At 71.4% G+C, this 26,924-nt stretch carries 21 protein-coding genes; 8 read left to right on the top strand and 13 right to left on the bottom strand.

Annotated features, from left to right (window positions below; all coding sequences use genetic code 11):
* Positions 1 to 2: 2 nt before the first annotated feature.
* Positions 3 to 3,113: an alpha-N-acetylglucosaminidase gene (locus tag ACQPWZ_RS10200; RefSeq protein WP_433571153.1), complete on the bottom strand. Its 3,111-nt coding sequence runs from the start codon at positions 3,111 to 3,113 to the stop codon at positions 3 to 5.
* A gap of 102 nt (positions 3,114 to 3,215) precedes the next feature.
* Between ACQPWZ_RS10200 and ACQPWZ_RS10195 the strand changes: the two genes are divergently transcribed.
* A complete protein-coding gene (locus tag ACQPWZ_RS10195; RefSeq protein WP_340472725.1) occupies positions 3,216 to 3,701 on the top strand; it encodes a hypothetical protein in 486 nt (161 codons plus the stop codon).
* 104 nt (positions 3,702 to 3,805) lie between these two features.
* Here ACQPWZ_RS10195 and ACQPWZ_RS10190 read toward each other — a convergent pair whose 3' ends face one another.
* The 3 genes from ACQPWZ_RS10190 to ACQPWZ_RS10180 form a co-directional block, all read right to left on the bottom strand.
* Positions 3,806 to 5,344 (bottom strand): DUF1996 domain-containing protein, encoded by a 1,539-nt coding sequence (locus ACQPWZ_RS10190; protein ID WP_340472724.1) that lies wholly within the window; start codon positions 5,342 to 5,344, stop codon positions 3,806 to 3,808.
* 166 nt (positions 5,345 to 5,510) lie between these two features.
* Positions 5,511 to 6,158 carry a response regulator transcription factor gene (locus tag ACQPWZ_RS10185; protein ID WP_313946726.1) on the bottom strand — a complete coding sequence of 216 codons (648 nt, stop codon included), beginning with the start codon at positions 6,156 to 6,158 and terminating at the stop codon, positions 5,511 to 5,513.
* Positions 6,143 to 7,411 (bottom strand): sensor histidine kinase, encoded by a 1,269-nt coding sequence (locus ACQPWZ_RS10180; RefSeq protein WP_340472723.1) that lies wholly within the window; start codon positions 7,409 to 7,411, stop codon positions 6,143 to 6,145. Before ACQPWZ_RS10180 ends, ACQPWZ_RS10185 begins: the two co-directional genes overlap by 16 nt.
* A gap of 269 nt (positions 7,412 to 7,680) precedes the next feature.
* Here ACQPWZ_RS10180 and ACQPWZ_RS10175 point away from each other — a divergent pair, with 269 nt between their 5' ends.
* Positions 7,681 to 9,837 carry an MMPL family transporter gene (locus ACQPWZ_RS10175; protein ID WP_340472722.1) on the top strand — a complete coding sequence of 719 codons (2,157 nt, stop codon included), beginning with the start codon at positions 7,681 to 7,683 and terminating at the stop codon, positions 9,835 to 9,837.
* A 314-nt stretch (positions 9,838 to 10,151) separates the two neighbouring features.
* Here ACQPWZ_RS10175 and ACQPWZ_RS10170 read toward each other — a convergent pair whose 3' ends face one another.
* Positions 10,152 to 11,147 carry an NAD-dependent epimerase/dehydratase family protein gene (locus tag ACQPWZ_RS10170; protein ID WP_356699023.1) on the bottom strand — a complete coding sequence of 332 codons (996 nt, stop codon included), beginning with the start codon at positions 11,145 to 11,147 and terminating at the stop codon, positions 10,152 to 10,154.
* Positions 11,148 to 11,434: 287 nt separating this feature from the next.
* Here ACQPWZ_RS10170 and ACQPWZ_RS10165 point away from each other — a divergent pair, with 287 nt between their 5' ends.
* Both ACQPWZ_RS10165 and ACQPWZ_RS10160 read left to right on the top strand, forming a co-directional pair.
* Positions 11,435 to 12,028: a hypothetical protein gene (locus ACQPWZ_RS10165; RefSeq protein ID WP_433571152.1), complete on the top strand. Its 594-nt coding sequence runs from the start codon at positions 11,435 to 11,437 to the stop codon at positions 12,026 to 12,028.
* Positions 12,029 to 12,074: 46 nt separating this feature from the next.
* The gene (locus ACQPWZ_RS10160; RefSeq protein WP_433571151.1) at positions 12,075 to 13,487 is read left to right on the top strand and encodes a PepSY-associated TM helix domain-containing protein; all 1,413 of its coding nucleotides are present in this window, start codon (positions 12,075 to 12,077) and stop codon (positions 13,485 to 13,487) included.
* An 84-nt stretch (positions 13,488 to 13,571) separates the two neighbouring features.
* Here ACQPWZ_RS10160 and ACQPWZ_RS10155 read toward each other — a convergent pair whose 3' ends face one another.
* The 5 genes from ACQPWZ_RS10155 to ACQPWZ_RS10135 all read right to left on the bottom strand — a co-directional run bounded on the left by ACQPWZ_RS10155 (position 13,572) and on the right by ACQPWZ_RS10135 (position 20,230).
* Positions 13,572 to 14,186, bottom strand: coding sequence for a winged helix-turn-helix domain-containing protein (locus ACQPWZ_RS10155; protein ID WP_433571150.1), 615 nt, complete (start codon positions 14,184 to 14,186; stop codon positions 13,572 to 13,574).
* Positions 14,187 to 14,546: 360 nt separating this feature from the next.
* Positions 14,547 to 15,569: a glutamine synthetase gene (gene glnII / locus ACQPWZ_RS10150; RefSeq protein WP_340472717.1), complete on the bottom strand. Its 1,023-nt coding sequence runs from the start codon at positions 15,567 to 15,569 to the stop codon at positions 14,547 to 14,549.
* 131 nt (positions 15,570 to 15,700) lie between these two features.
* Positions 15,701 to 17,584: a TIR domain-containing protein gene (locus ACQPWZ_RS10145; RefSeq protein ID WP_433571149.1), complete on the bottom strand. Its 1,884-nt coding sequence runs from the start codon at positions 17,582 to 17,584 to the stop codon at positions 15,701 to 15,703.
* 70 nt (positions 17,585 to 17,654) lie between these two features.
* Entirely contained in the window at positions 17,655 to 18,794 is a 1,140-nt protein-coding gene (locus tag ACQPWZ_RS10140; RefSeq protein WP_433571148.1) for an ARPP-2 domain-containing protein, read from the bottom strand.
* Positions 18,791 to 20,230, bottom strand: a complete 1,440-nt coding sequence (locus ACQPWZ_RS10135; protein WP_433571147.1) for a hypothetical protein — start codon at positions 20,228 to 20,230, stop codon at positions 18,791 to 18,793. The genes ACQPWZ_RS10140 and ACQPWZ_RS10135 overlap by 4 nt, the downstream gene beginning before the upstream one ends.
* A gap of 183 nt (positions 20,231 to 20,413) precedes the next feature.
* Here ACQPWZ_RS10135 and ACQPWZ_RS10130 point away from each other — a divergent pair, with 183 nt between their 5' ends.
* Entirely contained in the window at positions 20,414 to 21,346 is a 933-nt protein-coding gene (locus tag ACQPWZ_RS10130; protein WP_433571146.1) for a Gfo/Idh/MocA family protein, read from the top strand.
* A gap of 289 nt (positions 21,347 to 21,635) precedes the next feature.
* On the opposite strand, the gene ACQPWZ_RS10125 is transcribed toward ACQPWZ_RS10130, so the two are convergent.
* Positions 21,636 to 22,313, bottom strand: coding sequence for a hypothetical protein (locus tag ACQPWZ_RS10125; RefSeq protein WP_383247544.1), 678 nt, complete (start codon positions 22,311 to 22,313; stop codon positions 21,636 to 21,638).
* A 158-nt stretch (positions 22,314 to 22,471) separates the two neighbouring features.
* Positions 22,472 to 23,884 carry a PLP-dependent aminotransferase family protein gene (locus tag ACQPWZ_RS10120; protein ID WP_433571145.1) on the bottom strand — a complete coding sequence of 471 codons (1,413 nt, stop codon included), beginning with the start codon at positions 23,882 to 23,884 and terminating at the stop codon, positions 22,472 to 22,474.
* Between the two features lie 47 nt (positions 23,885 to 23,931).
* Here ACQPWZ_RS10120 and ACQPWZ_RS10115 point away from each other — a divergent pair, with 47 nt between their 5' ends.
* Entirely contained in the window at positions 23,932 to 24,405 is a 474-nt protein-coding gene (locus ACQPWZ_RS10115; protein WP_340472711.1) for a carboxymuconolactone decarboxylase family protein, read from the top strand.
* A 214-nt stretch (positions 24,406 to 24,619) separates the two neighbouring features.
* On the opposite strand, the gene ACQPWZ_RS10110 is transcribed toward ACQPWZ_RS10115, so the two are convergent.
* Entirely contained in the window at positions 24,620 to 24,985 is a 366-nt protein-coding gene (locus tag ACQPWZ_RS10110) for an arsenate reductase family protein (RefSeq protein ID WP_340472710.1), read from the bottom strand.
* Between the two features lie 121 nt (positions 24,986 to 25,106).
* Here ACQPWZ_RS10110 and ACQPWZ_RS10105 point away from each other — a divergent pair, with 121 nt between their 5' ends.
* Together ACQPWZ_RS10105 and ACQPWZ_RS10100 are read left to right on the top strand one after the other, a co-directional pair.
* A complete protein-coding gene (locus ACQPWZ_RS10105; protein ID WP_383246781.1) occupies positions 25,107 to 25,385 on the top strand; it encodes a hypothetical protein in 279 nt (92 codons plus the stop codon).
* Positions 25,386 to 25,572: 187 nt separating this feature from the next.
* On the top strand, positions 25,573 to 26,919 hold the full coding sequence (locus ACQPWZ_RS10100; protein WP_405569001.1) for a glycoside hydrolase domain-containing protein: 1,347 nt from the start codon (positions 25,573 to 25,575) through the stop codon (positions 26,917 to 26,919).
* The last annotated feature ends 5 nt before the right edge of the window (positions 26,920 to 26,924 follow it).

Below are 26,924 nucleotides of genomic sequence, written 5' to 3'. Positions count from 1 at the left end.
TCTCAGCGGAGCGACCATCCGCTGAACCGCACCGTGCCGCGGGCCCCACCGCCACCGTTTATGGCCGTCATGAACAGCCCCACGTCCTGCACGCCGGCGGCCCCGGGCACGGAGACCGTGGCGACGGTCCGCCACGTCGTCCCGCCGTCCGTCGAGCAGGCGCCCGTGAACGACGTCCCCGTGCCCCGGGTCAGCCGCAGCAGCACCGGGGCGCGGACCCCCGTCACGCGCCGGTAGGTGTCCAGCGTCCCGTCGCCGTTGGTGTCGTAGGAGAGGGCGACGCCCTGGGACGGCGTGACGGCCAGGTTGAGGAAGCCGGTGTCGCCGGGGGTGGCCAGGCTGTTGCGGACGACGATGCCGGCGCGGGCCCATGACCCGGTGTTGTCCTGGGCGTCCACCCGGAGCAGCACGCTCCTGCCGGGCGTCAGCGCCCCCTCCCGGTAGGCGGTGCCGAACTGGGCGGTGCCCCGCCACAGGTCGTTGCCCGCGCCGTTGACCGCGAACCGGTCGTCCAGCTGCCCGAAGACGGCCGCGTTGCTGGTGAAGGTGCGCCACTCGGGGCCCAGCGGCGCGGCGACGTGCAGGGCGCCCTTCTGCGTGACGGCGACCCGCTCCGCGCCGCGCGGCCCGTACCGTGTGAGCAGCTCGTAGGGCAGGGCACGCAGCGGCTCGGTGAGCGGTTCCGGGGGCGCCGTCACCCGCCAGGCGACCGAGCCGGTTCCGCCCGCCGGCACACCGGGCAGCCGGCCGGCGCCCTGCGGTTCGGCGGTGAGGCCGGACAGGCCGAGGTCGACCCGGCCGGTGCCCCGCAGCCCGTTGAGGTTGCGGAAGGCGGCCGTGACGGTCCCCTCGCTGCCGGGCGTGAAGGCCGGCGGGTCCACCGAGACCTCGACGAAGCCCTGGTAGGGGGCCGTGGCCAGGGTGTCGTGGACGCGGCGCGCGGTGCGGTACGCGTCGCCGGTGGGCCGGACCGGATGCGGCCGGCGGTCCCGGGTCCAGGCCTCCTCGGCCGGGTACCAGTCGAACGGCGTGGGCGAGCGGCCCTCCGCCATCGCGGTGGCCACCTCGTCCAGATAGGCCTCCCACTGCGGGAGATGGACCTCGTTGATCAGCCCGTGCCAGTCGCGGTTGGCGTAGTTGCTGAGCTGGGCGGCGGCGGGACGGTCGGCCCAGGTGGTGATCAGGGCGCGGGCGGTACGTTCCAGTTCCACCGCCTCACCGGCACTGGTGGCCAGCCGTTTGGCGTCCTCCAGCCAGGGCCCGAGCAGGAAGGCGCGATGGCAGCCGGCCATGGTGTCGCTCAGCCGCATCAGCTTCAGCCAGAGCGAGGACAGCGCGCGGAAGGTGTCCACGTCCCCGTGCAGATACGCGGCACGCAGCGGGAGCTGGAGGGTGCGTGAGCGGTTGGCGAGCGCCTGCCGGGCGACATCCGTCAGATCGTGGCGGTAGGTGTCCGAGTCCCGCAGCGCCGGCCGCACGTCCAGCAGCGCGGTGAGCGCCCGGTCGAAGGCGGCCGGGTCGAAGGCCGTGCCGATGGCCCCGGACAGGCCAGGCCGGCGGCAGAACAGCGAGTCGTACGGCCGTCCGTCCGTGCTGGTGAGCTGGTACGCGGTCGTGGCGAGCGTGCCGAGAGCGGCCCGCGCGGCGGGGTCGTCGCCGCCGTAGCGGAAGCGGCTGTACTCCTCGAACCACTCGCGGCGGTCGATCCGCTCCTCCCGCCACGCCAGCTCGCTGAACAGCTCCAGCGCCGCCGGGTCGCGCTCGGCCGCCTCCGGCATGTAGGCGGTGCCGACGAGCGCGCTGCCGGGCTTGTCGCGCCAGGCGGTGAACTTGGCGGTCCAGCGGTCGGTGTTGGCGCCGACCGTCGTCCGGCCGCCGAAGTTGGGGATGGTGCCGAAGGCGTACGGCGCCCCGCCCCACTCCTTCTCCCGGTCCGTCACCGTGTCCAGGTCGGAGAGTCCGTCGACGATCAGCATCCGGCCGGTGTCGACGGCGTCCAGCAGCGCGGGCCGCGGATTGGACTGCCAGCCGAGGATCACCCAGGTCGCGCCCGGATGCGCGGTCTGCAGCGACCTCTCCACGGCCCGGGCCGCGTCGGCGACCGGTACGTCCCCGGCGCTGCCGCCCTCGTGCAGCAGATCCATCTTGAAGTGGGCGGCGTCGCCGAACAGTTCGGCCTGGTGCCGGTAGAAGGCGGCGGCGACCTCGGCGAAGGCCCCGGTGCGGGGGTCGAGCCAGTCGGGGCGCCGCAGTCCGTTCCAGGTACCCTGCGGCACGACCCGGGCGCCGGGATTGCGGGCGGTGAAACCGTCGGGGACCGTCCCGAACCAGCCGGGCAGCACCGGGTGCATCCCGAGCTCGCGCATCCGGTCCGCGATCCGGCGGCCGAGGTCCGTGCGGCGGTCGATGAGCGCCTGCGAGAGCGGGCCGCCGTATTCGCTCATGTTCTGCAGCAGCCACCACGGCTGGTGGGAGGGGGCGGGCAGCCAGGTGCGGGCCTCGGTGTCGGAGTAGCCGAAGTCCATCAGCAGCCGGTGGTAGACGGCCTCCTGCCCCGGGGTCACCAGTACCTCGTTGCAGCCGTGCAGGGCGAGGACGTCGAGCAGCCGCTCCCAGCGCGACCAGTCGGCGTACGGAGCGGTGTAGCCGTCGTGGGTGTCGTTGTACGCGAACCGGTGCGGGACGGTCGCCGCCCGCTCCAGCGGCCGGCCGGGGGCCGGCAGCCGGTGCGGCAGCGCGGGGTTGCTCCCCGACCAGGAGATGTGCGCCCGGCAGACGTACTTGAGATACCAGTGCACGCCGGTGAGCAGGACGGCGCCCGAGGTGCCCGCGACCTCGACACGGCCTGCGGAGCCGGTCACCCGGAAGCGCTCGGGGCCGTCGAGGAGCCGCAGCGTGAACTGGTCGGCGTGGCGGGGGAGCAGCCGCCGCAGAGCCGCGTGCGCCGCGGCCGGGCCGGACGGCGCCGCAGTCCTTGGCGGCGAGGCGGGCAGTGAGACGGGCAGCGCGGTGGGCAGTGGCGCGGCGGCCGCCAGGACCTGCCCGGCGAGGGCGGCACCCGCACCGATCGCCCCCGCGGTGCCCAGCACGGTACGTCTCGACAGCTCGAACATCAGCAATCCTCCGTGTTGCCCACGTCACAAGCGGTGCGTGCGTGGCGCAGGTTACCCGCCGTTCGACTCCCCGGATCGGTGGTGAAGGGGCACGATGGCCGGATGCGGACGAGTACGAAGACAGGCGCGAGGCGTACAGCCCGCGCGGCACTGGCAGTTCTGGCCCTGACCCTGGCCACGGCGTGCGGATCTTCCGGCGACGGTGACGGGCGTGGCGACGAGAAGGTCCCCAAGACGGCGACCGGCACGCTCGAACAGATCGCGGCGAAGGCCGCGTGCAAACCGAACATCCAGACGAACGCGAAAGAGCTGCGGCAGGCGAACTGCACCACGGGTGACGGCAAGTACGTGCTGGCCACCTTCGCCACCGACCGCGGCCAGCGGGAATGGCTGAACGAGGCCAACGACTACGGCGGCTCCTACCTCGTGGGCCGCAAGTGGATCGCCGTGGGCGACGCGAAGGTCGTCACCGCGCTGCGCGGCCGGCTCGGCGGTTCGGTGGAGACCGGCGTCCAGCACGGCTCCGGCGGAGGAAGCGGCGAGCCCAGCAAGGACCACTCGGGGCACACCGGGCACCACGGCGGCTGAGCCCGCGCGACCGCGCGGCAGCGGCAGGGGGGCCGGACACACGGAACGGCCCCCCTCAAGAGGGGGGCCGTTCCAGCCGGTCCGGGTGGGTCACTCGGACAGGGTCACTGGCACTTCTGGCCGTTGTTGATGCAGTCCACGAGCTCGTCCATCACGTTGTCGTCGAAGACGTTGATGAAGTCACCGTGGTCCGTGATCGGCTTGTGCAGCTGCTCGGGGAAGGAGTCGACCGCGAAGCCCGGGCCCGGAGGCACGTCGTACACGATCCGCTGCACCAGCTGGGGAATCGCCTGGAAGCCGTCACCGCACTCGCCGTCCTCGTTCGCAAACGCCACGTGGGTGCGGTGATTGGCACTGTCGATGTTCTGACCGTCCCAGCAGCTCTGGAACTTGAAGGAGCGCACCACCTGGCTGCCCTCGGGGCAGATCGGGTACTTGTCCTTCAGCTGACGGTCCTCGAATCCCGTACAGCTCCAGGAGGCATTGGCATTCGCGTCACCATTGGTGAACGCCTTGGCGTCACCGGTGATGATGCGCAGGAACCGCGGCATCGCGGTGACCTTGCTGACCGGGTTGCCGACGAAGTTCAGCGTGACCTCGGAAGGCTGCTGGATCTCACCGACGTTCTGGTCGTTGCCGCCGCCGTCCGCATTGGCGTCGTTCTCGTTCTGACCGTTCTGCAGACGCAGCACCGGCCAGTAATAGGTCGACTTGTCACCCTGGTTCTGGCAGGTGGTGTCGCCATTGGCGAGATCGTCGTCGCTCGCGAAAGCGTCGTTCGCCTGGTTTCCGACGTAGTCGTGCATATGGTGCGCGCCATTGGCGACACCGGGGGCGACGATGACGTTGTCCGGGTTGAACTTGCCGTTCTCGTTCACCCCGCAATCGGTGGCGAAGGAGCCCGTGGAGGCGTCATTGCCCTCCTGCGGTTCGTCGACGTTCGGCTCGATGGACTGGATGTCGACGAAGTCGTCGTCCTGGGGCCCGTTACCGGCCTGGCCGCCGTTGTCCTGGCCGCCGTCCTGACCGCCGTTGTCCTGACCCTGGTCCTGCCCGCCGTTGTCCTGGCCCTGGTCGTTGCCGCCCTGGTCCTGACCGCCGTCCTGGCCCTGGTCCTGGTTGCCGTCCTGGTTGTCTCCCTGGTTCTGGCCGTCGCCCTGGTCGTTGCCGTCGTCACGCAGCGAACAGGGGGCGAGGTTGTTCATCCCCTGCGGCTTGTTGCCACCTCGGCCGATGGCGTTCGTGATCCGGTCGATGCTCGCCTGACGCTTGTCCTTCAGAGGATTGAGAATCGCGTTCTCCGCCAACTGCGGATCACGCTGAATCTGTTCCTTCTGATCAGCGAACTTCTTGTACGCGTCCGTGATCTGGCTGTCGATCGCGGCCAGTTCACGGTCGACTTCTCCGCGTGCCTGCCTGGGCATTTCACGGGGAAGTTCGTTGGCGACCTCGGGGCAGTCAATGGTGGACACCTGTTGTCCGGCATTCTCGGCCCGCTGCGTTCGCGGACCGGATGACCAGCCTTCACCCGCGGATGCGTAGAAGTTGACCGCCACTAGCCCACCCCCGCCCAGGATCAGAGCGGCCGAGGCGACGATCGCCCGGTTCGCCAGCGTTGAGCGTTTTCTCGTATTGCGTCCCATGGAACTCCTCTGCTTCGTTGCCGGGTGTGGGTTTGGGGGGTCCCGGCAGAGGGAGAAGCGCAACGTTCCATACGGGTGGGGCTCATGGGGTGTTCAAAGCAATCCGGGATTCGTAGAAATCTCCATCGCCAAATCCGGCATACCGAGCGGAAGGAGGGCGGCCCCCTCAGCCGTGGTCGAGGTAGGCCAGAACGGCGAGGACGCGACGGTTGTCGTCGTCCGAGACCGGCAGCCCCAGCTTGGCGAAGATGTTGGAGGTGTGCTTGGCCACCGCCCGCTCCGTGACCACGAGTTGGGCGGCGATCGCCGCATTGGACCGGCCCTGTGCCATCAGCTCCATGACCTCGCGCTCGCGCGGGGTCAGTCCGCCCATCGGCTCGTCCCGGGCGCGGCGGCTGAGCAGCTGGGAGATCACCTGCGGGTCCATCGCCGTACCGCCCGCCGCGACCCGCCGGACCGCGTCGATGAACTGCTCCGCGTCGAACACCCGGTCCTTCAGGAGATAGCCGACGCCGCCGTTGCCGTCGGCCAGCAGCTCCCGTGCGTACAGCTGCTCCACATGCTGGGAGAGGACCAGCACCGGCAGGCCGGGCCTCGCCCGGCGCGCAGCCAGCGCGCACTGAAGCCCCTCGTCCGTGTGCGACGGCGGAAGCCGGACGTCGACGACCGCGACGTCCGGCTCCAGCTCCGCGAGTGCCTTGGACAGTTCGGGCCCGCTCTCCACCGCGGCCAGGATCTCGAAGCCGAACGCCTCGAGCATGCGCACCAGACCGTCACGCAGCAGGAACAGGTCTTCGGCTAGAACAACTCGCAAGGGATCTCCATGGTGACCATGGTCGGGCCGCCTGCGGGACTGCTGACGGCGAGTACTCCGTCGAATGTACCGAGTCGCCGTTCGATGCCGCTGAGACCGGATCCGGCGCCGATCCGCGCACCGCCGCCGCCGTTGTCGGTGACGGCGATCCGCAGCGAACCGTCCGCGTACGACACGTCGATCCACAGCCGGTCCGCCTCCGCGTGCTTGACCGCGTTCGTCAGGGCCTCGCTGACCGCGAAGTACGCGGCGGACTCCACCGGTGCGTCCGCGCGGCCCGGCAGATCCACGTCCACCTCGGCCGTCACCGGCAGCCGCAGGGCGAGCGCCTTCACCGCATCGCCCAGCCCGCGTTCGGCCAGCACCGGCGGGTGGATGCCGCGGACCAGGTCGCGCAGCTCGGTCAGCGCCTCCGCGGAGGACTCACGGGCCTTGGAGATGAGCTCCTTCGCCTGCGCCGGGTCCTTCTCGATGAGGGCCTCGATGGTGCCGAGGTTCATGCCCATCGCGACCAGCCGGGCCTGTGCGCCGTCGTGCAGATCGCGCTCGATGCGGCGCAGTTCGGCCGCCGAGGTGTCCAGGGCGTCGTGCCGGGTCTCGGTCAGCCGGTCGATGCGCTCCTCCAGCTCGTCCTCGCGGCCCGGGACCAGCACCGAGCCGGCGATCCTGAAGTGGGTGCGCACGAGTACCGGGTTGACCCGGAGAGCGAGGTGCAGCCAGAACAGGCCGAGCAGCGCGGCGAGGCCTGCCGTGCCCCAGCCGGTGACGGGGATGAAGGCGTACCAGTACGTGCCCCCCGCGTCGACGACCGGGTTCCACAGACCGGCGGCGAGCAGCAGACCGAAGACGCCCTCCAGGATCAGCCCCGGCGCGAGGATCGCGACGGTGGCACCCGCCGTCATGTCGACCAGCATCCACTGGAGGTCCCGCCAGGTCGCGGGGTCCTTGAGCATCACGGTGCAGCGCTCGACCTGCCCCGTGATGCCGCCGCGCAGATCGCGCGGGAACGGGCGGTAGCGGACGGGGATTCGCGTGCGCGACCACTGGGCGGCGAGGAGCCTGCGCTGGTTGGTGTGCGCCCGCACCGCCTGGAGTATCGGCGGGGTGGTGAACACCCCCACACCGATCGGGATCAGGGAGATGGAGACCACCGCCAGGACGAAGAGCGTGATCGATCCGATCAGTGCCATCAGGCTCAGCGCCAGCCCCTGGGCGCCGGCGGTCACCGCTTCTCGTGCCTTCGTCGACTTCATCGGGATTCCCCTCGTTGATCGGTCTCAGGCCCCAGTGTGGCCGTGGCACATGTGCCGGGGCACTGGGTCCGGACCCCGAACGGGGGTGTACCCAGCACCACCCTCCTGAGCTCGCCCTATGGCTCCGTGGGCGGGGGTCCTGACGGCTGGGGCGCGGGCCCGCCGGTTTCTAGCGTCGTACTCGAGTCGTTCGACTTGTTTCGACTTGCTTCGGCACGTTCGGCGCCGGCCCGGCGCGTGAATCGATGGACCATGGGGGCGAAAACGTCATGAGGGGCAACCTCGCAGCACGTATGGGTGTGTGGAGCGCACACCACCGGAAGACGGCGATCATCGGCTGGCTCCTCTTCGTCGTCCTGGCCACCGTGGCCGGCGGGGCCTCCGGCATGGTCGAGATGTCCGAGTCCGAGCAGGGCACGGGCGATTCCGCGCGGGCCCAGAAGATGCTGGACGACGCGGGCCTCGACCGGCCGGCCGGCGAACTGGTCCTGGTCAGCAGCCGGACCGCGGGCGGCTGGAAGGACACGGCACGCGATCTGGCCGCGGCGATCGGGAAGACGGGCGAGGCCGCCAAGGTCGAGCCGCCGCTGGCTTCCGGGAACGACCGGGAGGCCCTGATCCGCTTCGAGATCAAGGGTGACGCGAAAACGGCCGCCGACCGGGTGCAGCCCGTGCTCGACGCCGTACGCGACACGGCAGCGGGCCGGGACGGCGTCGAGGTGCACCAGTTCGGGCAGGCGAGCGCCGAGAAGTGGCTCGGCGACCTGCTCTCCGAGGACTTCCAGAAGGCCGAGTTCACCGCCGTACCGCTGGCGCTGGGCATCCTGCTGGTCGCCTTCGGTGCGGTCGTCGCCGCCCTGTTGCCGGTCGCCCTCGCACTGACGGCGTGCATGGCGGCCTTCGGCCTCCTCTCCCTCGCCAGCCATCAGCTGCATCTGTTCCAGACGACGTACTCCGTGATGTTCCTGATGGGACTCGCCGTCGGAGTCGACTACTGCCTGTTCTACCTGCGCCGGGAGCGCGACGAGCGGGCCGCCGGTCACGACGCCGACACCGCTCTGCGGATCGCCGCCGCCACCAGCGGACGCGCCGTCCTCGTCTCCGGCGTGACCGTCATGATGGCGATGGCCGGGATGTTCCTGTCCGGGCTGATGCTCTTCAAGGGGTTCGCCCTCGCCACGATCCTCGTCGTCTTCATCGCCATGCTGGGCTCGGTGACCGTCCTGCCCGCCCTGCTGGCCTGGCTGGGCGACCGGATCGACGCGGGCCGGCTGCCCTTCCTCAACCGCCGCAAGAAGAAGGGCGTGCACGAGAGCGGCGCGATCGCGGGCGCCGTGCTGAAGCCCGTCCTGAACAGGCCCAAGCTGTTCGCCCTCGGCGCGGTCGCCGTCCTGCTGGTGCTGGCGGCCCCGGCACTGGGCATGAAGACCGAACAGCTCGGCATGGAAAAGCAGTTCGGCTCGGACTCCGCCCTCTCGGTGGCGCACAAGAAGATCACCCAGGCGTTCCCCGTCGGTCCCGAGCCGGCGCTCGTGGTCGTCACGGCGGACGACATCACCGCCGCGCCGGTACGCGAAGCGCTCGCCGGGTTCGACAACGTCACCGTGCACGCGGCGAAGAACATCGCCGAGATCGAGGTGAACCTTCCCGGCAACGGCAGCGACGACCGCTCCGAGGCCGCACTCGCCGAACTGCGCGACACGACGGTCCCGGCCGCATTCGACGGCACCGGCGCACAGGTACGCGTCGGCGGTGAGCTGGCGGAGTCCGTCGACTTCAACGACCAGCTGAAGCGCGGCATCGTGCCGGTGTTCGTCTTCATCACGGCCGTCACCTTCCTCCTGATGCTGCTGTGCTTCCGCTCGTACGTCATCGCCGTGACGTCGATCCTGCTCAACCTGCTCTCGGTGGCCGCCGCGTACGGCGTCATGACCGCGGTCTTCCAGCACGGCTGGGGAGCCTCCGCGCTCGGCACCGAGGCCGTGGGCGCGATCGAGGGGTGGATGCCGCTGTTCGTCCTGGTGGTGCTGTTCGGACTGTCGATGGACTACCACGTGTTCGTGGTGTCCCGGATCCGCGAGGCGCGAGACCGCGGCGCGGACACCCGCGCCGCGATCAGCGAGGGCATCCGCCGTACGGCCGGCGCGGTGACGGGCGCGGCGGCGATCATGGTCGCGGTGTTCGCGGTCTTCGGCACGCTGTCCATGCAGGACATGCAGCAGATGGGAGTGGGCCTCGCGGTGGCGGTGCTGCTGGACGCGACGGTCGTCCGGATGGTGCTGCTGCCGTCGGTGATGGCGCTGCTCGGGGAACGCAACTGGCGTACGCCCAGGGGGCTGCGGTGGCTGCCGAGCATGGAACACGGAGAGGGGCCGCCGGCGGCGGGTCAGGGCCGGCACGCGGCACCGGTACCGGCGGGCCGCTGAGGTCGGCGCGGTACCGGGTGCGCGGATTCCGGGGCTCGGGCCCCGGGGCTGTGCACGGCGGCCGGGCCTGACCGCGGGCGCCCGAAGCCGGTCGCCGATCCGTGCCCGAACCCCCGTGCCCGAACCCCCGTGCCCGAACCCCCGTGCCCGAACCCCCGTGCCCGAACCCCCGTGCCCGAACCCCCGTGCCCGAACCCCCGTGCCCGGACGCCCGATCGGGGTCGAACCCCGGCGCACCCGGACGCCCGACCCGGACCTGAGCCAGGCACCCCGAACGCGTCGGCGGGGCTGGAATCCCAGCCCCGCCGGCGCGTTCACGTGCCCAGCAGCTTCGCCTCCGCGGCCGCGGACAGGCCCACCACCGGCCGGTCGGGCCGCTGCGGTGCTTCGCCGCCGATCGACTGGAGCCACTCCCAGGTGTCCGCCACCGTCTCCCCGACCGGCCGGCATCGCAGGCCCGCCGCGAGCGCCTTGGCGACCCCGACGCCGTGCACCGCATGGTGCAGTTCCGGCAACTGCTCCCGGGGCACCCAGATCGGCAGGTCGGTCCAGGGCTCCACGCCCGCCGCCAGGATCACCTCGGGGTCCGTCCAGCGCAGCTCCGGGTCCGCGCCCGTGGCCCGGACGCACGCCTCCAGCAACCCCTCGACGGTCGTGTGCCCCGCCTCGCTCACCAGGTTGTACGGACCGCTCAGCCCGCGCTCCGCGGCCGAGAGCGTCCAGTCGGCGAGGTCGCGCACATCGATGTACTGGAGGGGTGTGTCCCGTGGGCCGGGCGCCGTCATCGGGCCCCCGCGGGCGGTCCGCCGCAGCCACCACGGCAGCCGGCCGATGTTCTCCCAGGGGCCGATGATCAACCCGGCGCGCACCAGCAGCGAACGGTCCTCGCCGAACGCCTCCACGACGGCGAGTTCACCACCGCGTTTCGCCTCCGGGTACGCCACGTCGCCCGCGTCCGCCGAGCCGTCGACCACGGGTGCGGTCTCGTCGTACCCGGCCGTATGGGGCGCGGCATACACCGAGCAGCTCGACACATAGAGGTAGCGGTCCACCCGGCCGGCGAGAAGCCGGGCCGAGTCCCGTACCACCGACGGCGCGGCGGACCAGGTGTCGACGACCATGTCCCACCGGCCCTCGGCGAGTTCCGCGAGACCGTCCGGCGTGGTGCGGTCGCCGAGCAGCTCCGTGACGCCGGGCGGTGCGGGGTGCCGCCCGCGGTGGAAGACGGTCACGTGCCAGTCCCGGGCGAGGGCCGATTCGACGATCGCGCGACCGACGAACTCCGTACCTCCGAGCATCAGAAGTCTCATGCACCCGACCCTGCCTCCATCCTGTCCGCGCTGACCAGGAGTTCTGCCGGTAGAAGAGAAATCACGCGGATCGCGCCGGATCGCGGCCGATTGCGGGCGATCCGGGGTCGCCCGAGCCCGGAAACGCCGGAGGCGGTCGGACGAATCCCGCCCGCGGGTGCCCATTTCCCGGTGCGGGATGGCAGCATGTGCGGACCATGACAGATGCCCGGTCGCCGATGCGCGCCCTGCGGGCCGCACTCTTCGCGGCTGTCTGCACCGCATTGGCTGCGATGGGGCATTCGTTCATGTCTGGGCAGGACATCCCGTTCGCCGTGCTGCTGCCCGCGTTCGCCGTGACCGCGGCGGTGGCCTGGCTCGCCGGCGCCCGCCGCAGGGGTGGCCTCGCCATCGGCACCGGTGTGCTCGCCGTGCAGGGTGCGCTGCATCTGCTCTTCAGCAGCGCCCAGCCGCACACGGGCGGCCCCTCCCACTCGCACGACCACGGCGCGTCCGCCGGCACCATGGTGGCCGGCCCCACACCGCCGGGCTCCCTGTCCGCCGACACCATGGCTGTCGACACCACGGTCGACGGCCTCTTCGGACACTCCTCCGGCGGCATGCTCGCCGCCCACCTCCTCGCCGCCGTTCTCTGCGCTCTGTGGCTGGCCCGCGGCGAGACCGCCGTGTTCCGGGTCGCCGCCGCCGTCGGCGCGCTCGCCTTCACACCGTTGCGGCTCCTGCTCGCCGTCCCCGCGCTGCCCGAACCGCCGCGGCCCCTCGCGCGCCGCCGGTCCGCCGCCGTCCGGCGCCGCAGCGTCGTCCTCGGCCACACCCTGGTGCGCCGCGGGCCGCCCGCGCTCCTCGCACCCCGCGCCACGGCCCCCGGAGCAGCCGTCTGACCTGGGGCCGATTCCCCCATGTCGACATCAACTCCCCAGGATCATCATGGCCATTGACGCCCCTGCCCAAGGCAGAACTGAAACCGAGCAGGAGTCACCGACGGGCTCCACCTGGAGTGCCCTGCGGCCCCTCGTCCTGCGTATCCACTTCTACGCCGGTCTGCTCATCGCGCCGCTGCTGCTCGCCGCAGCCGCCAGCGGGCTGCTCTACGCCCTCTCGTTCCAGGCCGAAAAGGTCATCTACAGCCACGAGCTGGAGGTCCCGGCCGGCGACCGTGCCCTGCCGCTGAGCACCCAGGTCCAGGCCGCCCGCGACGCCCGGCCCGACGGCACGGTGACCGGCGTCTGGCCGAGCTCCGAGGACGGCGCCACCACCCGCGTCCTGATGGACGCCCCCGGTGTCGAAGAGGGCAAGTCCCTCGCCGTCTTCGTCGACCCGTACACCGCGGAGGTCCGCGGCGAGCTGCCCTCCTACGGCAGTTCGGGTGCCCTCCCGCTGCGCAGCTGGATCGACAGCCTGCACCGGGACCTCCTCCTCGGCGACTTCGGCCGCCACTACAGCGAACTGGCCGCCAGCTGGCTGTGGGTGGTCGCGCTGGGCGGTCTGCTGCTGTGGATCGGCCGCCGGCGCAGCTCGAAGCGCGCCCTGTTCGTGCCCGAGCGCGGGACCAAGGGCCGCCGCAGGACGCTCTCCTGGCACGGCACCGTCGGTCTGTGGGCCGTGATCGGTCTCGTGCTGCTCTCCGCCACCGGTCTGACCTGGTCGCGGTACGCGGGCGAGAACATCGGCGCGGTGCAGGACCAGCTCGGCGGCGCCACCCCCGCCGTCTCCGCGGCCGTCGAGCCCGGTGCCGCCGCCGGCGGTGAACACGCGGGGCACGGCGACGGCGCCGGAGAAGCCCACCAGGGTGCGGACGTCGGTGTGGACCAGGCCCTCCGGTCCGCACAGGCCTCGGGGATCGACGGCAAACTGGCGATCACGATGCCCGCCGAGGGCACCGGCTATGTGGTCAAGGAGACGGACACCGTGTTCCCCGTCCACCTCGACTCCGTCGCCGTCGACCCCGCGAACGGCAAGGTCATCGACGAACTCCGGTTCGCGGACTACCCGGTGCTCGCCAAGCTGACCCGCTTCGGTATCGACGCGCACATGGGCGTCTTCCTGGGCCTGGCGAACCAGCTGGCCCTGGCGGCCCTCGCGCTGGCCCTGATCCTGCTGATCCTGTGGGGCTACCGCATGTGGTGGCTGCGCCGGCCCACGAAGGGGAGCACGCTCGCCGGAGGCCGGCCGATACCGCGGGGAGCCTGGCGGAAGGCGCCCGTCACCGCCCTGCTGCCGCTCGCCGCGGCCACGGCCCTCGTCGGCTGGTTCGTGCCGCTGCTGGGCATCTCCCTGCTGGCGTTCGTGCTGGTCGACGCGGCGGTCGGCGCCGTACGGAAGGTCAGGGCGCGTACCTGAGGGATCTGATGCCGAGGGGCCCGGTCCGCCGCACGGCGGGCCGGGCCCCTCGGCTACCCCCTGGGGGCCGGGTCAGGCGCCGGGTCAGGGCGCGTACTTGTAGCCGACCCGCCGAACGGTCTGGATCGTCCGGCGGTGGTCGGCGCCCAGCTTGCGGCGCAGACGGGCGACATGGACGTCGACGGTCCGGCCGTCGCCGACATGGCCGTAGCCCCACACCGTGGTCACCAACTGGTCGCGGGTGTGCACCCGCTGCGGATGCGCCACCAGGTGCGCCAGCAGCTCGAATTCGAGATACGTCAGGTCGAGCATCCGGCCGTCCACATACGCGGTGCGCTCGGACGCGTCGATCCGCACGGGACCGGCACCCTCGCCGGTGTCGAGACGCGCGGGCTCCGGCAGGAGCCCGGTCGGGCCCTGCTGCTCGGCCGGGACGAGGACCAGATAGCCGAGCATCGGCGGCCGGCCCGGCAGCCCGGACACATTGTGCTGCGGCGCGGGCAGCCAGGTGGCGCCCGGCGGCAGGAAGTCCATCACGTTCACGAGACTGCCGAGGCTGCCGAGCGGCACGACCTCGTCGCGGTCGATGGCACGCAGCCGGTGACGGCCGGGGTGCAGGGCGCCGGGGCCGGTCCCCTGCACGGTGGGGGCCGCGGGCGCGGGGGAGTGGACGGCGGAGAAGGATCGGGAGTTCGCCATGAGAGGTCAGCTCTTTCGCGCGGAGGAGTCGTCGAGTCGTCAGAGGACGGACGTACGTCGTGCGCGCTGGCCGAAGGCCGGAACGGCTTTAGAGGGCCTGCGCGTTCACCGCGCGGCAACACACCCGGTCGAAGTCGTGGTGCTGCCGGGAGGGCCAGAACGGCTCGAGGTCGGTGCGACCTGTCGCGGGGTTCTCAAGGCTGGCCATGGGCCCATTGAATCAGATGAACGGCGTGCGAAGGAGGGGCCCTCTCACGGATCGAGACACAGATCTCGCGGGACGGCCCGGCCACCCGGTGACGGGAACAGCAAGAGGCGCCCGCCGGTACGGCGGGCGCCCCTGGTGCGGAACGGGCGGGATCAGACCTGTCCGGCCTTCTCCAGAGCGGTGCAGCAGGTGTCCACCAGCAGACGGGTCACCACGTACGGGTCGACGTTGGCGTTCGGGCGGCGGTCCTCGATGTAGCCCTTGCCGTCCTGCTCGACCTGCCACGGGATGCGCACCGAGGCGCCGCGGTTCGAGACGCCGTAGCTGTACTCGTTCCACGGGGCGGTCTCGTGCAGCCCGGTCAGCCGGTCGTCGATGCCGGCGCCGTAGTTCTTGACGTGGTCGAGCGGCTTGGAGCCCTCGCCCAGCGACTCGCAGGCGGTGATGATCGCGTCGTAGCCCTCGCGCATCGCCTTGGTCGAGAAGTTGGTGTGCGCACCGGCGCCGTTCCAGTCGCCCTTCACCGGCTTCGGGTCGAGCGTCGCGGAGACCTCGAAGTCCTCGGCGGTGCGGTAGAGCAGCCAGCGCGCGATCCACAGCTGGTCGGAGACCTCCAGCGGGGCGAGCGGGCCGACCTGGAACTCCCACTGGCCGGGCATGACCTCGGCGTTGATGCCGGAGATCCCGAGACCCGCCGCGAGACAGTTCTCCAGGTGGGCCTCGACGACGTCACGGCCGAAGATCTCGTCCGCGCCGACACCGCAGTAGTAGCCGCCCTGTGCGGCCGGGAAGCCGCCCTCCGGGAAGCCGAGCGGGCGGCTGCCCTTGAAGAACGTGTACTCCTGCTCGATACCGAAGATCGGCTCCTGCGCGGTGAACCCCGCCGCCACCTCGGCCAGCTGCGCCCGGGTGTTGGAGGGGTGCGGCGTCATGTCCGTGTTGAGGACCTCGCACAGCACCAGCAGGTCGTCGCCGCCGCGGATCGGGTCGGGGCAGGAGAAGACCGGCTTCAGGACACAGTCGGAGGCGTGCCCCTCGGCCTGGTTGGTGCTGGACCCGTCGAAGCCCCAGATCGGCAGCTCGCCGCCGGCCTCGGTGAGGATCTTCGTCTTGGAGCGAAGCTTGGCCGTCGGCGCGGTGCCGTCGATCCAGATGTACTCAGCCTTGAAGGTCACGGGCCTCATCCTTTGCGGGTCCAGCGGTATGCCGCGCAGCTTGGCAAGACGCGATTTCCCGGCCGTTGCCCGACTGTGAACCCCGTGTTACGCCGGACCGGTGGCCCGGCCCGGCGGCGGGTGAGGTCCCCTCAGCCGAAGGTGCCGAATACGCCGGATGCGCCGGATACGCCGAAGACACGGTGCAGCTCCAGAATCCGGTTGCGGGTCTCCGCGCGGTCGCCCAGCAGGACTTTGTCGCTCCATTTCCAGAGCAGCTCGCCGGTCTTATCGGCGATCATCTTGCGGAAGTACTGGCTCGTCGACACCTGGGTCGGGGCGAAATGGTGCCTGCCTTCCTGGTCGATCAGCAGAAGGTATTCCTGTTGCGCGTCGTTGGCCTGCGGCAGTTCGGACAGGGATCCGATTTCCCGGCATGCGAAGCGCTCCCGGAAGCCATCGGTGACGGACTGGTCCAGCGGCAGGACATGCAGATGTGCATGGTCGATTCCACAGGAGGAACGCACCGTGGGGTCGCACATTCCGTGCTCGAATGCGACGACGTCCGACGCGTACCCCTCGCGGATGACCGAGGTGACGTGCCTGCGCAGCATTTCCAGCGTCTCCAGCGACGCGGCCGGCAGGGCGGACATCGACAGGGCGTGCTCGTCCGGGACGATGAGCACATGCCCCCGGGTCAGTGGGGCGACGTCGGCGACGACCACGAAGCCGTCGGCCTCCGCCAGCAGCTCGCGCGGCAGTTCCGCACGCTCGAACAGGCTGCGGAACGGCGTGGTCTCGGCGTCGTGCAGCACATCGCACAACAGACACGGCGAGGGGGTCTCCGCGTCCGGGGCACCGGTGATGCCGAGGGGCTGGATGGTCTCCACCGCCTGCGGGCCGCGTCCGGTGCCTGGGGTGAACTTCACGGCGGTGTGCATCATGATCCCGTTTTCTTCGAGCAATGAATCGAGCGCCTCGTTCTGACCGTCGTGTTCGGCGAGCGCAACAATGTGTCGGGCATTGATGCCTGCGGACCTCAGGGCGGTCATGCAATCGACCAGATGATGTCCACTCAGGGCCACATCGTGCAACAGGACAGCACGATCGCCCTTCTCGTAAAAACCCTCGACGGGGTTGTCACGGTTCGGGCCATAGGGACTTACGTAGACGGCTGGGAAGGGTAGCAAGTCGGCTGCCGCGCTCAAAATACCGGTGGCCGCCACCTTGGAAACGGCGAGCAGTGTCGGTCGCATTACCTTTCGGCTGACCAGTTCGGCCACATGGTAGGCCAGGTGGCCTGCCAGGACCCGCTGGTCGAGGGATTCCGGAGCGACGCGCGTCAGATCGAGATAGCCCGCGACCGGCGTTTTCACCGTATGTCCGACCCGCTCTTCGCGCCCGTACGAGAGGGCGTAGCGCCGCAGGATGTCGAGGACCTGCGGCTCGGGCAGTTTGGGGAAGGCCCGCGAGTCCAGCTGGTCGCACAGCACCCGTGCCTTGAGCCGTACCCGGTCGCGCGGTTTGGCCTGCGGGGCGAGGCGGGTGAGCAGACCGGCGATCCGCGCGCCGTTGCTGCTCACCGCGTCCAGGGTGCGCAGCCACGGCACGATCCGCGGCTCGATCTCCACCGATTCGTACACCGAGGGGTCCTGGTGCGCCTCCGGCGGGCCGAGCCGCAGATGGACGACTCCGCCGAGGTCGGAGGGCAGATCGGGATCCCCCACCGTCACGATCGCCACACGTGCCTGGCCGAGCCGTCCGGTGAACAGCCCGTACTCCAGGAGGACGTTGCTCGCGGGGGCGTAGCTCGTGGCCCCGCGCCGCGTGGTCCGGTCGTCCGGAGTGGCGATGATCAGCGCGCCGTCCGCCTCGTTCAGCAGCCGCAGCAGCGAGTCGAGCAGGGTCATCCCGGGTGGAAAACACTGCTGGCTCCACCACAGCAGCGGCTCCACCCCCTGCCGCGCCAGCACGGCCGCCACGGCCTGCGCGAACGGCCGGCCCTCCGTCGACGAAGCTATGAACACGCGCGTCATGCGGGCTGCTCCTGCCGCTCACCTGCCGCGGGCGCCGCCCGTCCGCGCCGCCCCCCGTGGAGCCCGGATTTTAGCCCTTGGCCACCCTCTCGACCCCGTGCTTGAGCAGGGACGAGAAGCCCGCGTCACGGATTCTTCGGACGAGATCGGCCTCAGTGGTGCCGAGCGACTGCGCCGTCCGGCCCAGATGCCAGTCGTGGTCGTGCAGCCGGTTCAGCAGATGGCCGCGGCGGATCTGAGCCTCGGACAGACGAAAGGTCTTCAGATAGGCGACCCGGCCCTTGTGGTCCGTGATGACCTCGCCGATGTGCTGCTCCGCCTCGCCGCGGCTGAAGGAGGGCAGGAAGCGCCACAGCACGAACGACTGCATCCGGTAGACCCGTTCGTAGAGGTACGACGGGTCGAGCAGCCGGTTCGCGAACAGGGTGGCGTGGGCCGCGGTCCAGCTGCGCTCCTGTGCCAGCGCTGCCGCCCGCAGATCGGCGAGTGTCGTGAGGTGGCGGCTGTCGCGGATCCTGGCCTCGAAGGCGGGCACCGCGGCGCCGAAGAAGGCGTACTGGTGCACCAGCTCGCCGTACAGATCCTCGATCAGCGACGGATGCAGGGCGCGGTAGTCCTCGGGGTGCGGAACGACGAAGGCCGCGGCGAGCGAGTCCGCCGCGTACACGAGCACGCCGCACTGGTCCGGGTGGATCTCGAAGAGCCGCAGCGCTTCCGCGAGACCACGCACCTGCCACCCGGCCCAGGCCGCTTCCGCGCGCGGGGAGAGTCCCCGGCGCACGGCCTGCTGGGACCACTCGTCCCAGACGACGGACGGCCCGTTGAAGTGCAGTGCCAGATAGCCGTCCAGGGCGAGATGGAGCGGCAGGAAGCGCAGCCTCTGCTCGCTGACGCCCTTCACGGAGCGGCGCTTGGCGAGCCGGTGGTGACGGCGCACGGGAATGGTCACCGGGCTGCCGTCGCCCAGCTGGGTTCCGTACGTGGCCGACCGGCTGCCGTCGCCCGACCAGTCGGCGACGAAGCCGTGCGGGACGTAGGAGAGGTAGGACGTCCGGGGCCCGGTCTCCACCGCGCCGTATCCGGGGCCGTAGACCTCGTGGCGCAGCCGCAGCCCGTCCACCGGCTTGTCGCGCAGCAGGGGCACCAGGCGGATACCGCCCCACGTCTGGCCGGGCGCCGCGGTCAGGCCGGTCATGTCCAGCTTGTTCATCGTGCCCCCTCCTGATGGCGGTGCAGGAACTGGCCGCAGCGGCGGTCGAGATAGGCCTGGAGTTCGCCCAGCCGTGTGCGGCCCTCGGCGAACTGCGCGATCTCCACCAGCGCCGTCAGATCCTCCGCGTCGCGGATGCCCGCTGTCGGCACGCCCGGCGTGAGCCGGCGGACGTCGAACCCGTCCGCGTCGTATACAGGGTTCACATGCACGACACTTGTGCGCCGGTCCGGATCGAGGCGGGTCCGCCAGACGCGCAGCACCTCGCCTGCCAGCCCGGGCGGCGCGTTGTCCCAGCCGTCCGAAACGATCACCAGGCGGTCGGGGGAGTGCTCCAGTGCGTCGAGGATGCGGGTCCCGACCGGGCTCGGCCCCCACGGGCGCACCAGAAGCGGATCCCCGGCGCCCGAGGTCCAGTGCGCGCGGTACGACCCGGCCAGCGCCTCCAGCAGGAAGTGCGATCCGAGCGCCACGGCGAGCGGCCGACGGCGCTTCACCCCCGAGCCGTAGGACGAGTAGCTGTCGTCCAGCACGGCGGCCACCCTGCCCCAGGTACCGGCGTGCGGCCCCGCGGCCCGCAGCGCCGCCGCCCGCAGGGCACCCGTCAGCTCCGCCCGCCGGTCCACGCGCTCCTGCCGGGTGAGCGACAGGACATAGAGGCACAGCCGGGTGAGCGGCATGACGCTGAGATCCGCCGTCGTGCCGGAGCCCTGCGTACGCAGCCGCTCCAGCCGCGTCATCCGCGGCGCGATCCGCTCCAGGAACACCCCGCGCGGGATCCCGTGCCTGGCGGCGAAACCTTCGGCCACGGTGAACGGCAGCTCGTAGACCGCCTCACGTTCGTAGTGGGCCCGTCGGTACGCGTCCAGAAAGGCGTCCTCGTACCGGATCCGCCGGCCGGGACGGAAGAGGAAATCGCCGTACTCCTCGTCCAGGGACCCTGCCCCGAACGGGAGATGCGTGTGCCGTGCGGCCGCTCTCAGCCCGCTGCGGTACTTCACCGCGTCATGGCCGAGATCGGGGCGGGCCCGCAGCCAGTCGCGCTGGATCGCCCGGGTACGGCGGTTGTTGACCTTGGCGGTGCGCAGCGCGCGGAACAGCCGGTACACGCGCTGCGGCGGCAGCGCCGCCAGCCGCGCGGCGATCAGCCGGCCCTCGGTGAGCTTCTGCGGGCCGTCGGTGTCACCCGCCGTGCGCAGCAGTCGTTCGATGATGCCGGCCGCATTGTGGTCGTTGATGTCCAGCGCCAGCGCCGCCGCGTACACGGTCCGGTAGTTGGTGCACACGTACTCGTGCAGAAACGCCAGGGAGAGCTGCTGCTCGCCGGCCGTCGAGCGGAACTCCCGCTGTCCGGTCGCCGTGATCGCCGCGTTCACGAAGAGCAGTACGTCCTCGGCCGCGACCAGATCGGCAGATGTCTCGGCGGCGTCCGCCATGGTCTCCCCCCGGGCCCCACAAGCACTGGAGCCGGCCGGGGAATGGGGGTGCGAACGGCGAAATCACTGCGTCAGAAGCATGTCTCGGAAGTCGCACCGGAGTCCCGCGGCCGGCATCGGAAACGTAGCACCGCCCCCGCTCCGTTCCCCCGGAATTTTTCTCCGCCGGGCACACTGGGCCGCATGACGACCCCCGCGAAGCAGCTGCGTATCGGACTCTTCGGCGCCGGCCCGTGGGCCGAGCGCACCCAGGCGCCCGCCCTTGCCGCCCATCCCGGTGTCGAGTTCGCGGGAGTGTGGGCCAGGCGGCCCGAGGCCGCCGAGGCGATCGCCGCGGCGCACGGCACGGCCGCGTACACCGGGGAGGACGGCGCCGACGAGCTGCTCGCCTCCTGCGACATCGCGGCCTTCGCCCTGCCGCCGGACATCCAGGCGCCGCTCGCCGCGCGGGCCGCCGCGGCCGGCTGCCATCTGCTGCTGGACAAGCCGGTGGCGACGGACGTGGCCGCCGCCCGGGCCACGGCGGACGCGGCCGAGCGGGCCGGGGTGGCGTCCGTGGTGTTCTGCACGCTGCGTTTCGCCACCGAGACCGCGGCCTGGATCGAGGATCAGGCCGCGGCGAAGGGCTGGTACACGGCCCATGCGCGGTGGCTCGGTTCGCTGTTCGCGCACGACAGCGACAGCCCGTACGCCGCCTCGCCCTGGCGGCGCGAGAAGGGCGGGCTGTGGGACGTCGGCCCGCATGTGCTGTCCGTACTGATCCCGGTGCTCGGCGACGTGACCCGGGTGACGGCCGCCCCAGGGCCCGAGGACACCGTGCATCTGGTGCTGCGCCACGCGTCGGGCGCTTCGAGCACGGCGACCCTGGGGCTGAGCGCTCCGGTGAGGGCCTCGGGCGTGAGCATCGATCTCGTGGGCGAGCCGGGGACGGCCGCGCTGCCGGAGTGGGGGGACGCGGTCGGGTCGTTCGGGGCCGCGCTGGACGCGCTGGTGGAGTCGGCCCGCACGGGGCGGCCGCACAGCTGTGACCTCGCGTTCGGGCTGCGGCTGACCGAGATCCTCGCCGAGGCCGAGGCGCAGCTGCCGGCCCGCGAGGGGGAGCCGCGGCTCCCGTGAGGGGACCTGACGGGTGGGGAGCCGCGGCTCGTCGGGGGTGGCGAACCGCGGCTCGTCCGGTGGGCGCGGACGGGTCACCCCGCGCGCCGGCCCGGGCGCTGCCGCGTCCGCCTGTCCCGTTCCGCACGGGCGCTACTCCCCAAGGCGGGGGCGGGCAGCGCCCCACCGTATGAGTGCGGAACAGGCCTTCCGGTCACCCGGAGCGTGTGGACGCCTCGGGTGACAGCTCCGGAGGACGGACGGGCACCGGCCCGGGCTGTGCCGGGTCAGCTCACCGGACTGTGCCGGGTCAGCCCACGCGCTCGATGCGCGCCTTGCGGATCAGGAACTTGCCCGGCTCCCGCACCTGCTCGAAGGCGGCGTTGTTCAGCAGCGCGCAACTTCCGGAGGTGGACGCGACCTTCACCGTCGTCGACTTGTTGTTGTCGAGGTTGGTCACCTTGAGCGTGGTGCCGACCGGGAACTGGTTGCTGGAGGCGGCGGGCTCACCGGCCTCGCCGGACAGCGTCACGGTCGAACCGGCGCAGACGACCTCGCCCACGGCTCCGGCGTCACCGCCGCCGGCCTCCTCGCCGCCCCCTTCGGCGGGCGGCTGCTCCTCGGCCGGCGGGGCCTGCGCCGGGGGTTCGGCGGGCGGCTGCTCCTGCGCCGGGGGCTGCTGCGCGGGCGGCTGGGCCGCCTCGCCGCCCCCTGTGCCGACTTCACAACCCGAGGCGGCCTGCTTGCGTTTGATCTCCTCGATGACGGCCTGCCGGTTGGCGATACGCGCCTCGGACTGCGCGTCCGGGGTGGCGCGCTGGTCGGCGATGAACCGCTCGTTGTTCTGCAGGGCCGTGACGAGCCCGTCGCAGGCGACCGATGCCTGGCTGGTGCCGGTCATCGCGAAAGCCCCACCGCCGACGACGGTTGCTGCGCCGACGAGCAGAGCGATCTTCTTCTTACCGGTGAGGGTCTTCTTGCGGGACACGTGGGACTCCTGTCGGGTCGGTTCCGTGTGCCCCTACGTACGAGTAGGCGGGTGGTCCGACTCAAGGTCCTCACCCGCAACTTCCTTAACTTTTCTTAAGGTTGATCCAGGTGGGAGGGTCTTCCGGTCGCCGCGCGTCCCGCCGGCGGCAGTGCGCGTCAGGGCGGCGGGAGCGCGCGGCACAGGGCGTCCAGGGCTCCCGCGTACAGATGCTCGGGCGGGGTGGCGTACCCGACGACCAGTCCGTCCCGGAACCCGTCCGCCTCCACGCCCGGGCCGCCGGGACGGCGGAAGTCGGCGAGCCCCTCGACCGCGAGTCCCTGCCAGGCCGCCGCCTTCACCACGGCCCGCTCCGTCCCCGGCGGCAGCTCCAGTACGGCGTGCAGTCCGGCCGCGATCCCCGTCACCCGGACCTGCGGCGCCCGCTTCGCCAGCAGCGCGACGAGCCGGTCGCGCCGGCGGCGGTACCGCAGCCGCATCCTGCGGACATGGCGGTCGTACGCCCCGCACCGGACGAAGTCCGCGAGCGTGAGCTGTTCGGTGGCGCTGGAGAACTGCTCGCGCTCGCCCTTCGCCGCCACGACGTCGTCCAGCAGCTGTGGCGGAAGCACCATCCAGCCGATCCGCAGGGTGGGGGAGAGGCTCTTGCTCACGGACCCCATCAGCACCACCCGGTCCGGATCCAGGCCCTGCACGGCGCCCACGGGCCGGCGGTCGTAGCGGAACTCGCCGTCGTAGTCGTCCTCCAGGACCAGACCGCCCGTCGACCGTGCCCAGTCCACGAGGGCCGACCGCCGTTCGGGGTGCAGCGGGCCGCCGGTCGGGAACTGATGGGCCGGAGTGAGCAGGACGGCCCGTGCCCTGCCCAACAGGGCGATGACCGCGCCGTGTTCGTCGACCGGCAGGGACACAGTCCGCACGCCGCTGTCGGTCAGCAGGCTGTGGTGGAAGGGCAGCCCGTACTCCTCGACGCCCCACCGCCCGCCCACCACCTGCGCGAGAAGCCGCAGCGCGTGCGCGGCGCCCGAGCACACCACGATCCGGGTGGGGTCGGTCCGCACCCCGCGCACCCGGCCCAGATACTCCGCCAGCGCCTCGCGCAGCTCCGGCCGTCCCCGCGGATCACCGGGCCCGAAGGTGTCGTGCGGTGCGGCGGTCAGCGCCCGGCGCGTGGAGGCCAGCCAGGCGGCGCGGGGGAAGGCGGACGGATCGGGGCGGCCCTGCATGAGGTCGTACACCGGCCGGTGTTCGGGTGTCGCGGTGCGCGGTCTGCGGACGGGCGTGGTCGGTTCCGTGCGACGCGCGACGCGGGTCCCCGAGCCCTGTCGCGCGGTGAGCCAGCCCTCCGCGACCAGCTCGGCATAGGCGTCGGCCACGGTGTTGCGGGCGATACCGAGATCGGCGGCGAGCGAACGGTACGGCGGCAGCCGGGCGCCGGGCGCGAGCCGACCGGTCCGGATCGCGTCCCGCAGCGCACGCATCAGAGCCGCCCGTCGGCTGCCACCGCCGGTGAGCTCCAGATGCAGGTCGGCGCCCAGGATCTCCGCCGAATTGACCCATGAATCTGCCATAGAAGTGCACCCTGTCACCGGTCTTCTGTCTCACTAGATTCGTACACATGACGACGACAGAGATCAACCGCAGTGCCGCCCGCATCAACTTCGCCAAGCTGGCCCCGAAGGCGTTCCGCGCCGTGATCGGCCTGGACGCGGCAGCACGTGAGGGACTGGATCCGACGCTGGTGGAGCTGGTGCAGATCCGCTCCTCGCAGCTCAACCACTGCGCCTACTGCCTCCACATGCACACCGGTGACGCCCGCAAGGCCGGCGAGAGCGAGGAGCGCCTGCACATGACGGCTGTGTGGCGGGAGGCCGCGCACTTCTTCACGGCGAAGGAGCAGGCGGCGCTGGCGCTCACGGAGGCGGTCACGCTGGTCGCCGACGGCGGGGTCCCGGACGCGGTGTACGCGCGGGCCGCCGAGCACTTCGAGGAGCGGGAGCTGGCTCAGCTGCTCGCGCTGATCTTCACCATCAACACATGGAACAGGATCGCACTGGCGACGGGGAAGGTGGCGGGCACGGACGAGCGGTGACCGCGGAAGGGGCCTACGGCGGAGGGGGCCTTCGGCGGTACGGGGAAGGGGCCTTCGGCCGTGCGGAAGGAGCCCTCGGCGGTACGGGGAAGGGGCCTTCGGCCGTGCGGAGGGGCCCAGGGGTGAACAGGCGCCCCGGCCGCTCGGAACGGACGCCCCGGCCGCCTGGAACGGGCCCCGCGACCGTGCGGCGCGGGACCTTGGCGCCCGGCTCTCAGCCGTGGCGTCCGAGCGCGTCCCGTACCGCCTCGTCCGTCCGCGCGACGACGGCCGTCCCGTCGTCCGCCGTGATGATCGGCCGCTGGATCAGCTTCGGGTGCCGCGCCAGTGCCTCGATCCACCGGTCACGCGAACTCTCGTCCCGCGCCCACTCCTTGAGCCCGAGCTCCTTCGCCTCCGCCTCCTGCGTCCGGGTGATGTCCCACGGTTCGAGCCCGAGCCGGCCGAGGACCGCGCGGATCTCGTCCTCGGTCGGCACCTCGTCGAGGTAGCGGCGGACGGTGTACGAAGCGCCTTCCGCGTCGAGCAGATGCACCGCGCTGCGGCACTTGGAACAGGCGGGATTGATCCAGATCTCCATCCCGCCACGGTACCGCTCACCAGCCCCTCAAACACCGTCTGGCCAGGGGGGATTGTCAGTGGCGGCCAGTAGAATGAACAGTAGTTCGGGATGGTCCCGCCACCGTGCCAGGAGGTTGCCGATGGCTGTAGCCAGACTCATGAGGAAGCCCGCCGACACCGCGTTCCCGCAGGCGACGAGGAAGCCGCTGCCGGCCGGACAGCCGCGCGAGTGGTACGTGACGCACAACCGCCGCCTGAAGGCCATGCGGCTGACGATCGCCCTGCTGGATTCGGGTATCTACCACCCGGCGACCGCGGACAACACGAGGATACGAGCGACGGCGGAGCAGATCGGAGTGCACCCGCCCTCGGACACGACGTGCCGGATGGTGCGTGCGCTGATCCGCTACGGACGCTGACCCGTCACGACCGCTGACCCCGCCCACGGCCCCGCCGTCGTCACCCCGGTGACGACGGCGGGGCTCTTTCCCGTCCCGCCAGGGCGGTTTGTCCGGTTACCGCAACAAAACGCGCAGCTGAGGGCACAGTTGGCGGTCTGCGGCGCATGCTGATGCCACTCGGTTCGAACCGCTCAGGGGGGCCGCCATGCCGCACCCGTCCCGCATCCTTCACCGACTTCCCGGAATCCGAAGACTCTGCGTCCTGCCGACCGCCGGCGCGCTCGTCGCCGGCACCGTCCTCGCCTTCGCTCCGTCCGCAGCCGCCGAACCGGCCACGCCCGCCGCCTATCCGGCGGGTGCGAGCGCGACGCGCTACTCCGGACTCGCCTTCGACACCTGCACCGCACCGCCTCTGTCGGCCATCCAGGCCTGGACGGCCTCCCCGTACCGCGCCGTCGGCGTGTACATCGGGGGCATCACCCGCACCTGCGCCCAACCGCAGCTCACCGCTCCGTGGGTGGCCTCCGTGTCGGCGCTCCAGTGGCGTCTGCTGCCCATCTACAAGGGACTTCAGCCGCCGTGTGGCGGCAAGCCCACCGACGCCAAGATCAGCCGTGCCGCGGCGACCGCCCGGGGGCAGGGCACCGCGGCGGCGGCCGACGCCGTCGCCAAGGCGAAGGCGCTCGGCATGGTCGCCGGCAGCGCGGTCTACAACGACATCGAGCACTACACCCAGACCGACGCCACCTGCCGGACCGGTGTGCTGGCCTTCGTCTCCGCCTGGACGAAGGAACTGCACCGGCTCGGCTTTGTCTCGGGCGTGTACATGAACCTCAACTTCGGGGCCAAGCAGCTCTCCGACGTCTACACGTCCACCTCGTACGCCCGTCCCGACGCGCTGTGGATCGCCCGCTACGACTCGGTCGACTCCCTCAAGGGCTGGACGAACATCCCCGATGTGCGCTGGCCGCTGCACCAGCGGGCCAAGCAGTTCAAGGGCGGCCACAACGAGACGTACGGCGGTGTCACGATCAATATCGACACCGACCGGCTCGACTCGCCCGTCGCCACCGTGGCGTACCCCTACTCGGTCACCAGCACCACCGCGCTGAACGCCAGGACCGGCCCGTCGACGACCTATCCGGCGGCGAAGTCCTACGCGCCGGGGACCACGGTGAGGGTGGTGTGCCAGACCCCCGGTCCGGCTGTCGGCGGCTCCCCGGTGTGGGACAAGCTCGCCGACGGCACATACGTCACCGACCGCTATGTGAGCACCCCGTCGAACACCGGGTACAGCCGCCCGCTGCCGCTGTGCACGTACCCGTTCCAGACGACCACGGGTGTCGCCGAACGCACCGGTCCCGGCACGTCGTTCCCGGCCGGAGCGGTCCTCGCGAACGGGTCGCTGGCCTGGGTGTACTGCCAGCGGGCAGGCTCGGCCGTCGGCACGACGTCGGTGTGGAACCGTACGGAGAACGGCCGCTACGTCTCCGACTACTACGTGTCCAACGCCAGCAACACGACCTACAGCAAGCCGGTACCGCGCTGCTGAGGCCG

The sequence above is a fragment of the Streptomyces sp. CA-251247 genome (assembly GCF_050952975.1).
GTDB classification, from domain to species: domain Bacteria; phylum Actinomycetota; class Actinomycetes; order Streptomycetales; family Streptomycetaceae; genus Streptomyces; species Streptomyces achmelvichensis.
This window is presented reverse-complemented; position numbering and strand designations above follow the sequence as displayed.

Bases quoted from the DNA above. Each gene is read 5' to 3' on its own strand.
- ACQPWZ_RS10200 (WP_433571153.1), bottom strand. From the start codon at position 3,113: ATGTTCGAGCTGTCGAGACGTACCGTGCTGGGCACCGCGGGGGCGATC.
- ACQPWZ_RS10195 (WP_340472725.1), top strand. From the start codon at position 3,216: ATGCGGACGAGTACGAAGACAGGCGCGAGGCGTACAGCCCGCGCGGCA.
- ACQPWZ_RS10190 (WP_340472724.1), bottom strand. From the start codon at position 5,344: ATGGGACGCAATACGAGAAAACGCTCAACGCTGGCGAACCGGGCGATC.
- ACQPWZ_RS10180 (WP_340472723.1), bottom strand. From the start codon at position 7,411: ATGAAGTCGACGAAGGCACGAGAAGCGGTGACCGCCGGCGCCCAGGGG.
- ACQPWZ_RS10175 (WP_340472722.1), top strand. From the start codon at position 7,681: ATGAGGGGCAACCTCGCAGCACGTATGGGTGTGTGGAGCGCACACCAC.
- ACQPWZ_RS10170 (WP_356699023.1), bottom strand. From the start codon at position 11,147: ATGAGACTTCTGATGCTCGGAGGTACGGAGTTCGTCGGTCGCGCGATC.
- ACQPWZ_RS10165 (WP_433571152.1), top strand. From the start codon at position 11,435: ATGTCTGGGCAGGACATCCCGTTCGCCGTGCTGCTGCCCGCGTTCGCC.
- ACQPWZ_RS10160 (WP_433571151.1), top strand. From the start codon at position 12,075: ATGGCCATTGACGCCCCTGCCCAAGGCAGAACTGAAACCGAGCAGGAG.
- ACQPWZ_RS10155 (WP_433571150.1), bottom strand. From the start codon at position 14,186: ATGGCGAACTCCCGATCCTTCTCCGCCGTCCACTCCCCCGCGCCCGCG.
- ACQPWZ_RS10145 (WP_433571149.1), bottom strand. From the start codon at position 17,584: ATGACGCGCGTGTTCATAGCTTCGTCGACGGAGGGCCGGCCGTTCGCG.
- ACQPWZ_RS10140 (WP_433571148.1), bottom strand. From the start codon at position 18,794: ATGAACAAGCTGGACATGACCGGCCTGACCGCGGCGCCCGGCCAGACG.
- ACQPWZ_RS10135 (WP_433571147.1), bottom strand. From the start codon at position 20,230: ATGGCGGACGCCGCCGAGACATCTGCCGATCTGGTCGCGGCCGAGGAC.
- ACQPWZ_RS10130 (WP_433571146.1), top strand. From the start codon at position 20,414: ATGACGACCCCCGCGAAGCAGCTGCGTATCGGACTCTTCGGCGCCGGC.
- ACQPWZ_RS10120 (WP_433571145.1), bottom strand. From the start codon at position 23,884: ATGGCAGATTCATGGGTCAATTCGGCGGAGATCCTGGGCGCCGACCTG.
- ACQPWZ_RS10115 (WP_340472711.1), top strand. From the start codon at position 23,932: ATGACGACGACAGAGATCAACCGCAGTGCCGCCCGCATCAACTTCGCC.
- ACQPWZ_RS10110 (WP_340472710.1), bottom strand. From the start codon at position 24,985: ATGGAGATCTGGATCAATCCCGCCTGTTCCAAGTGCCGCAGCGCGGTG.
- ACQPWZ_RS10105 (WP_383246781.1), top strand. From the start codon at position 25,107: ATGGCTGTAGCCAGACTCATGAGGAAGCCCGCCGACACCGCGTTCCCG.
- ACQPWZ_RS10100 (WP_405569001.1), top strand. From the start codon at position 25,573: ATGCCGCACCCGTCCCGCATCCTTCACCGACTTCCCGGAATCCGAAGA.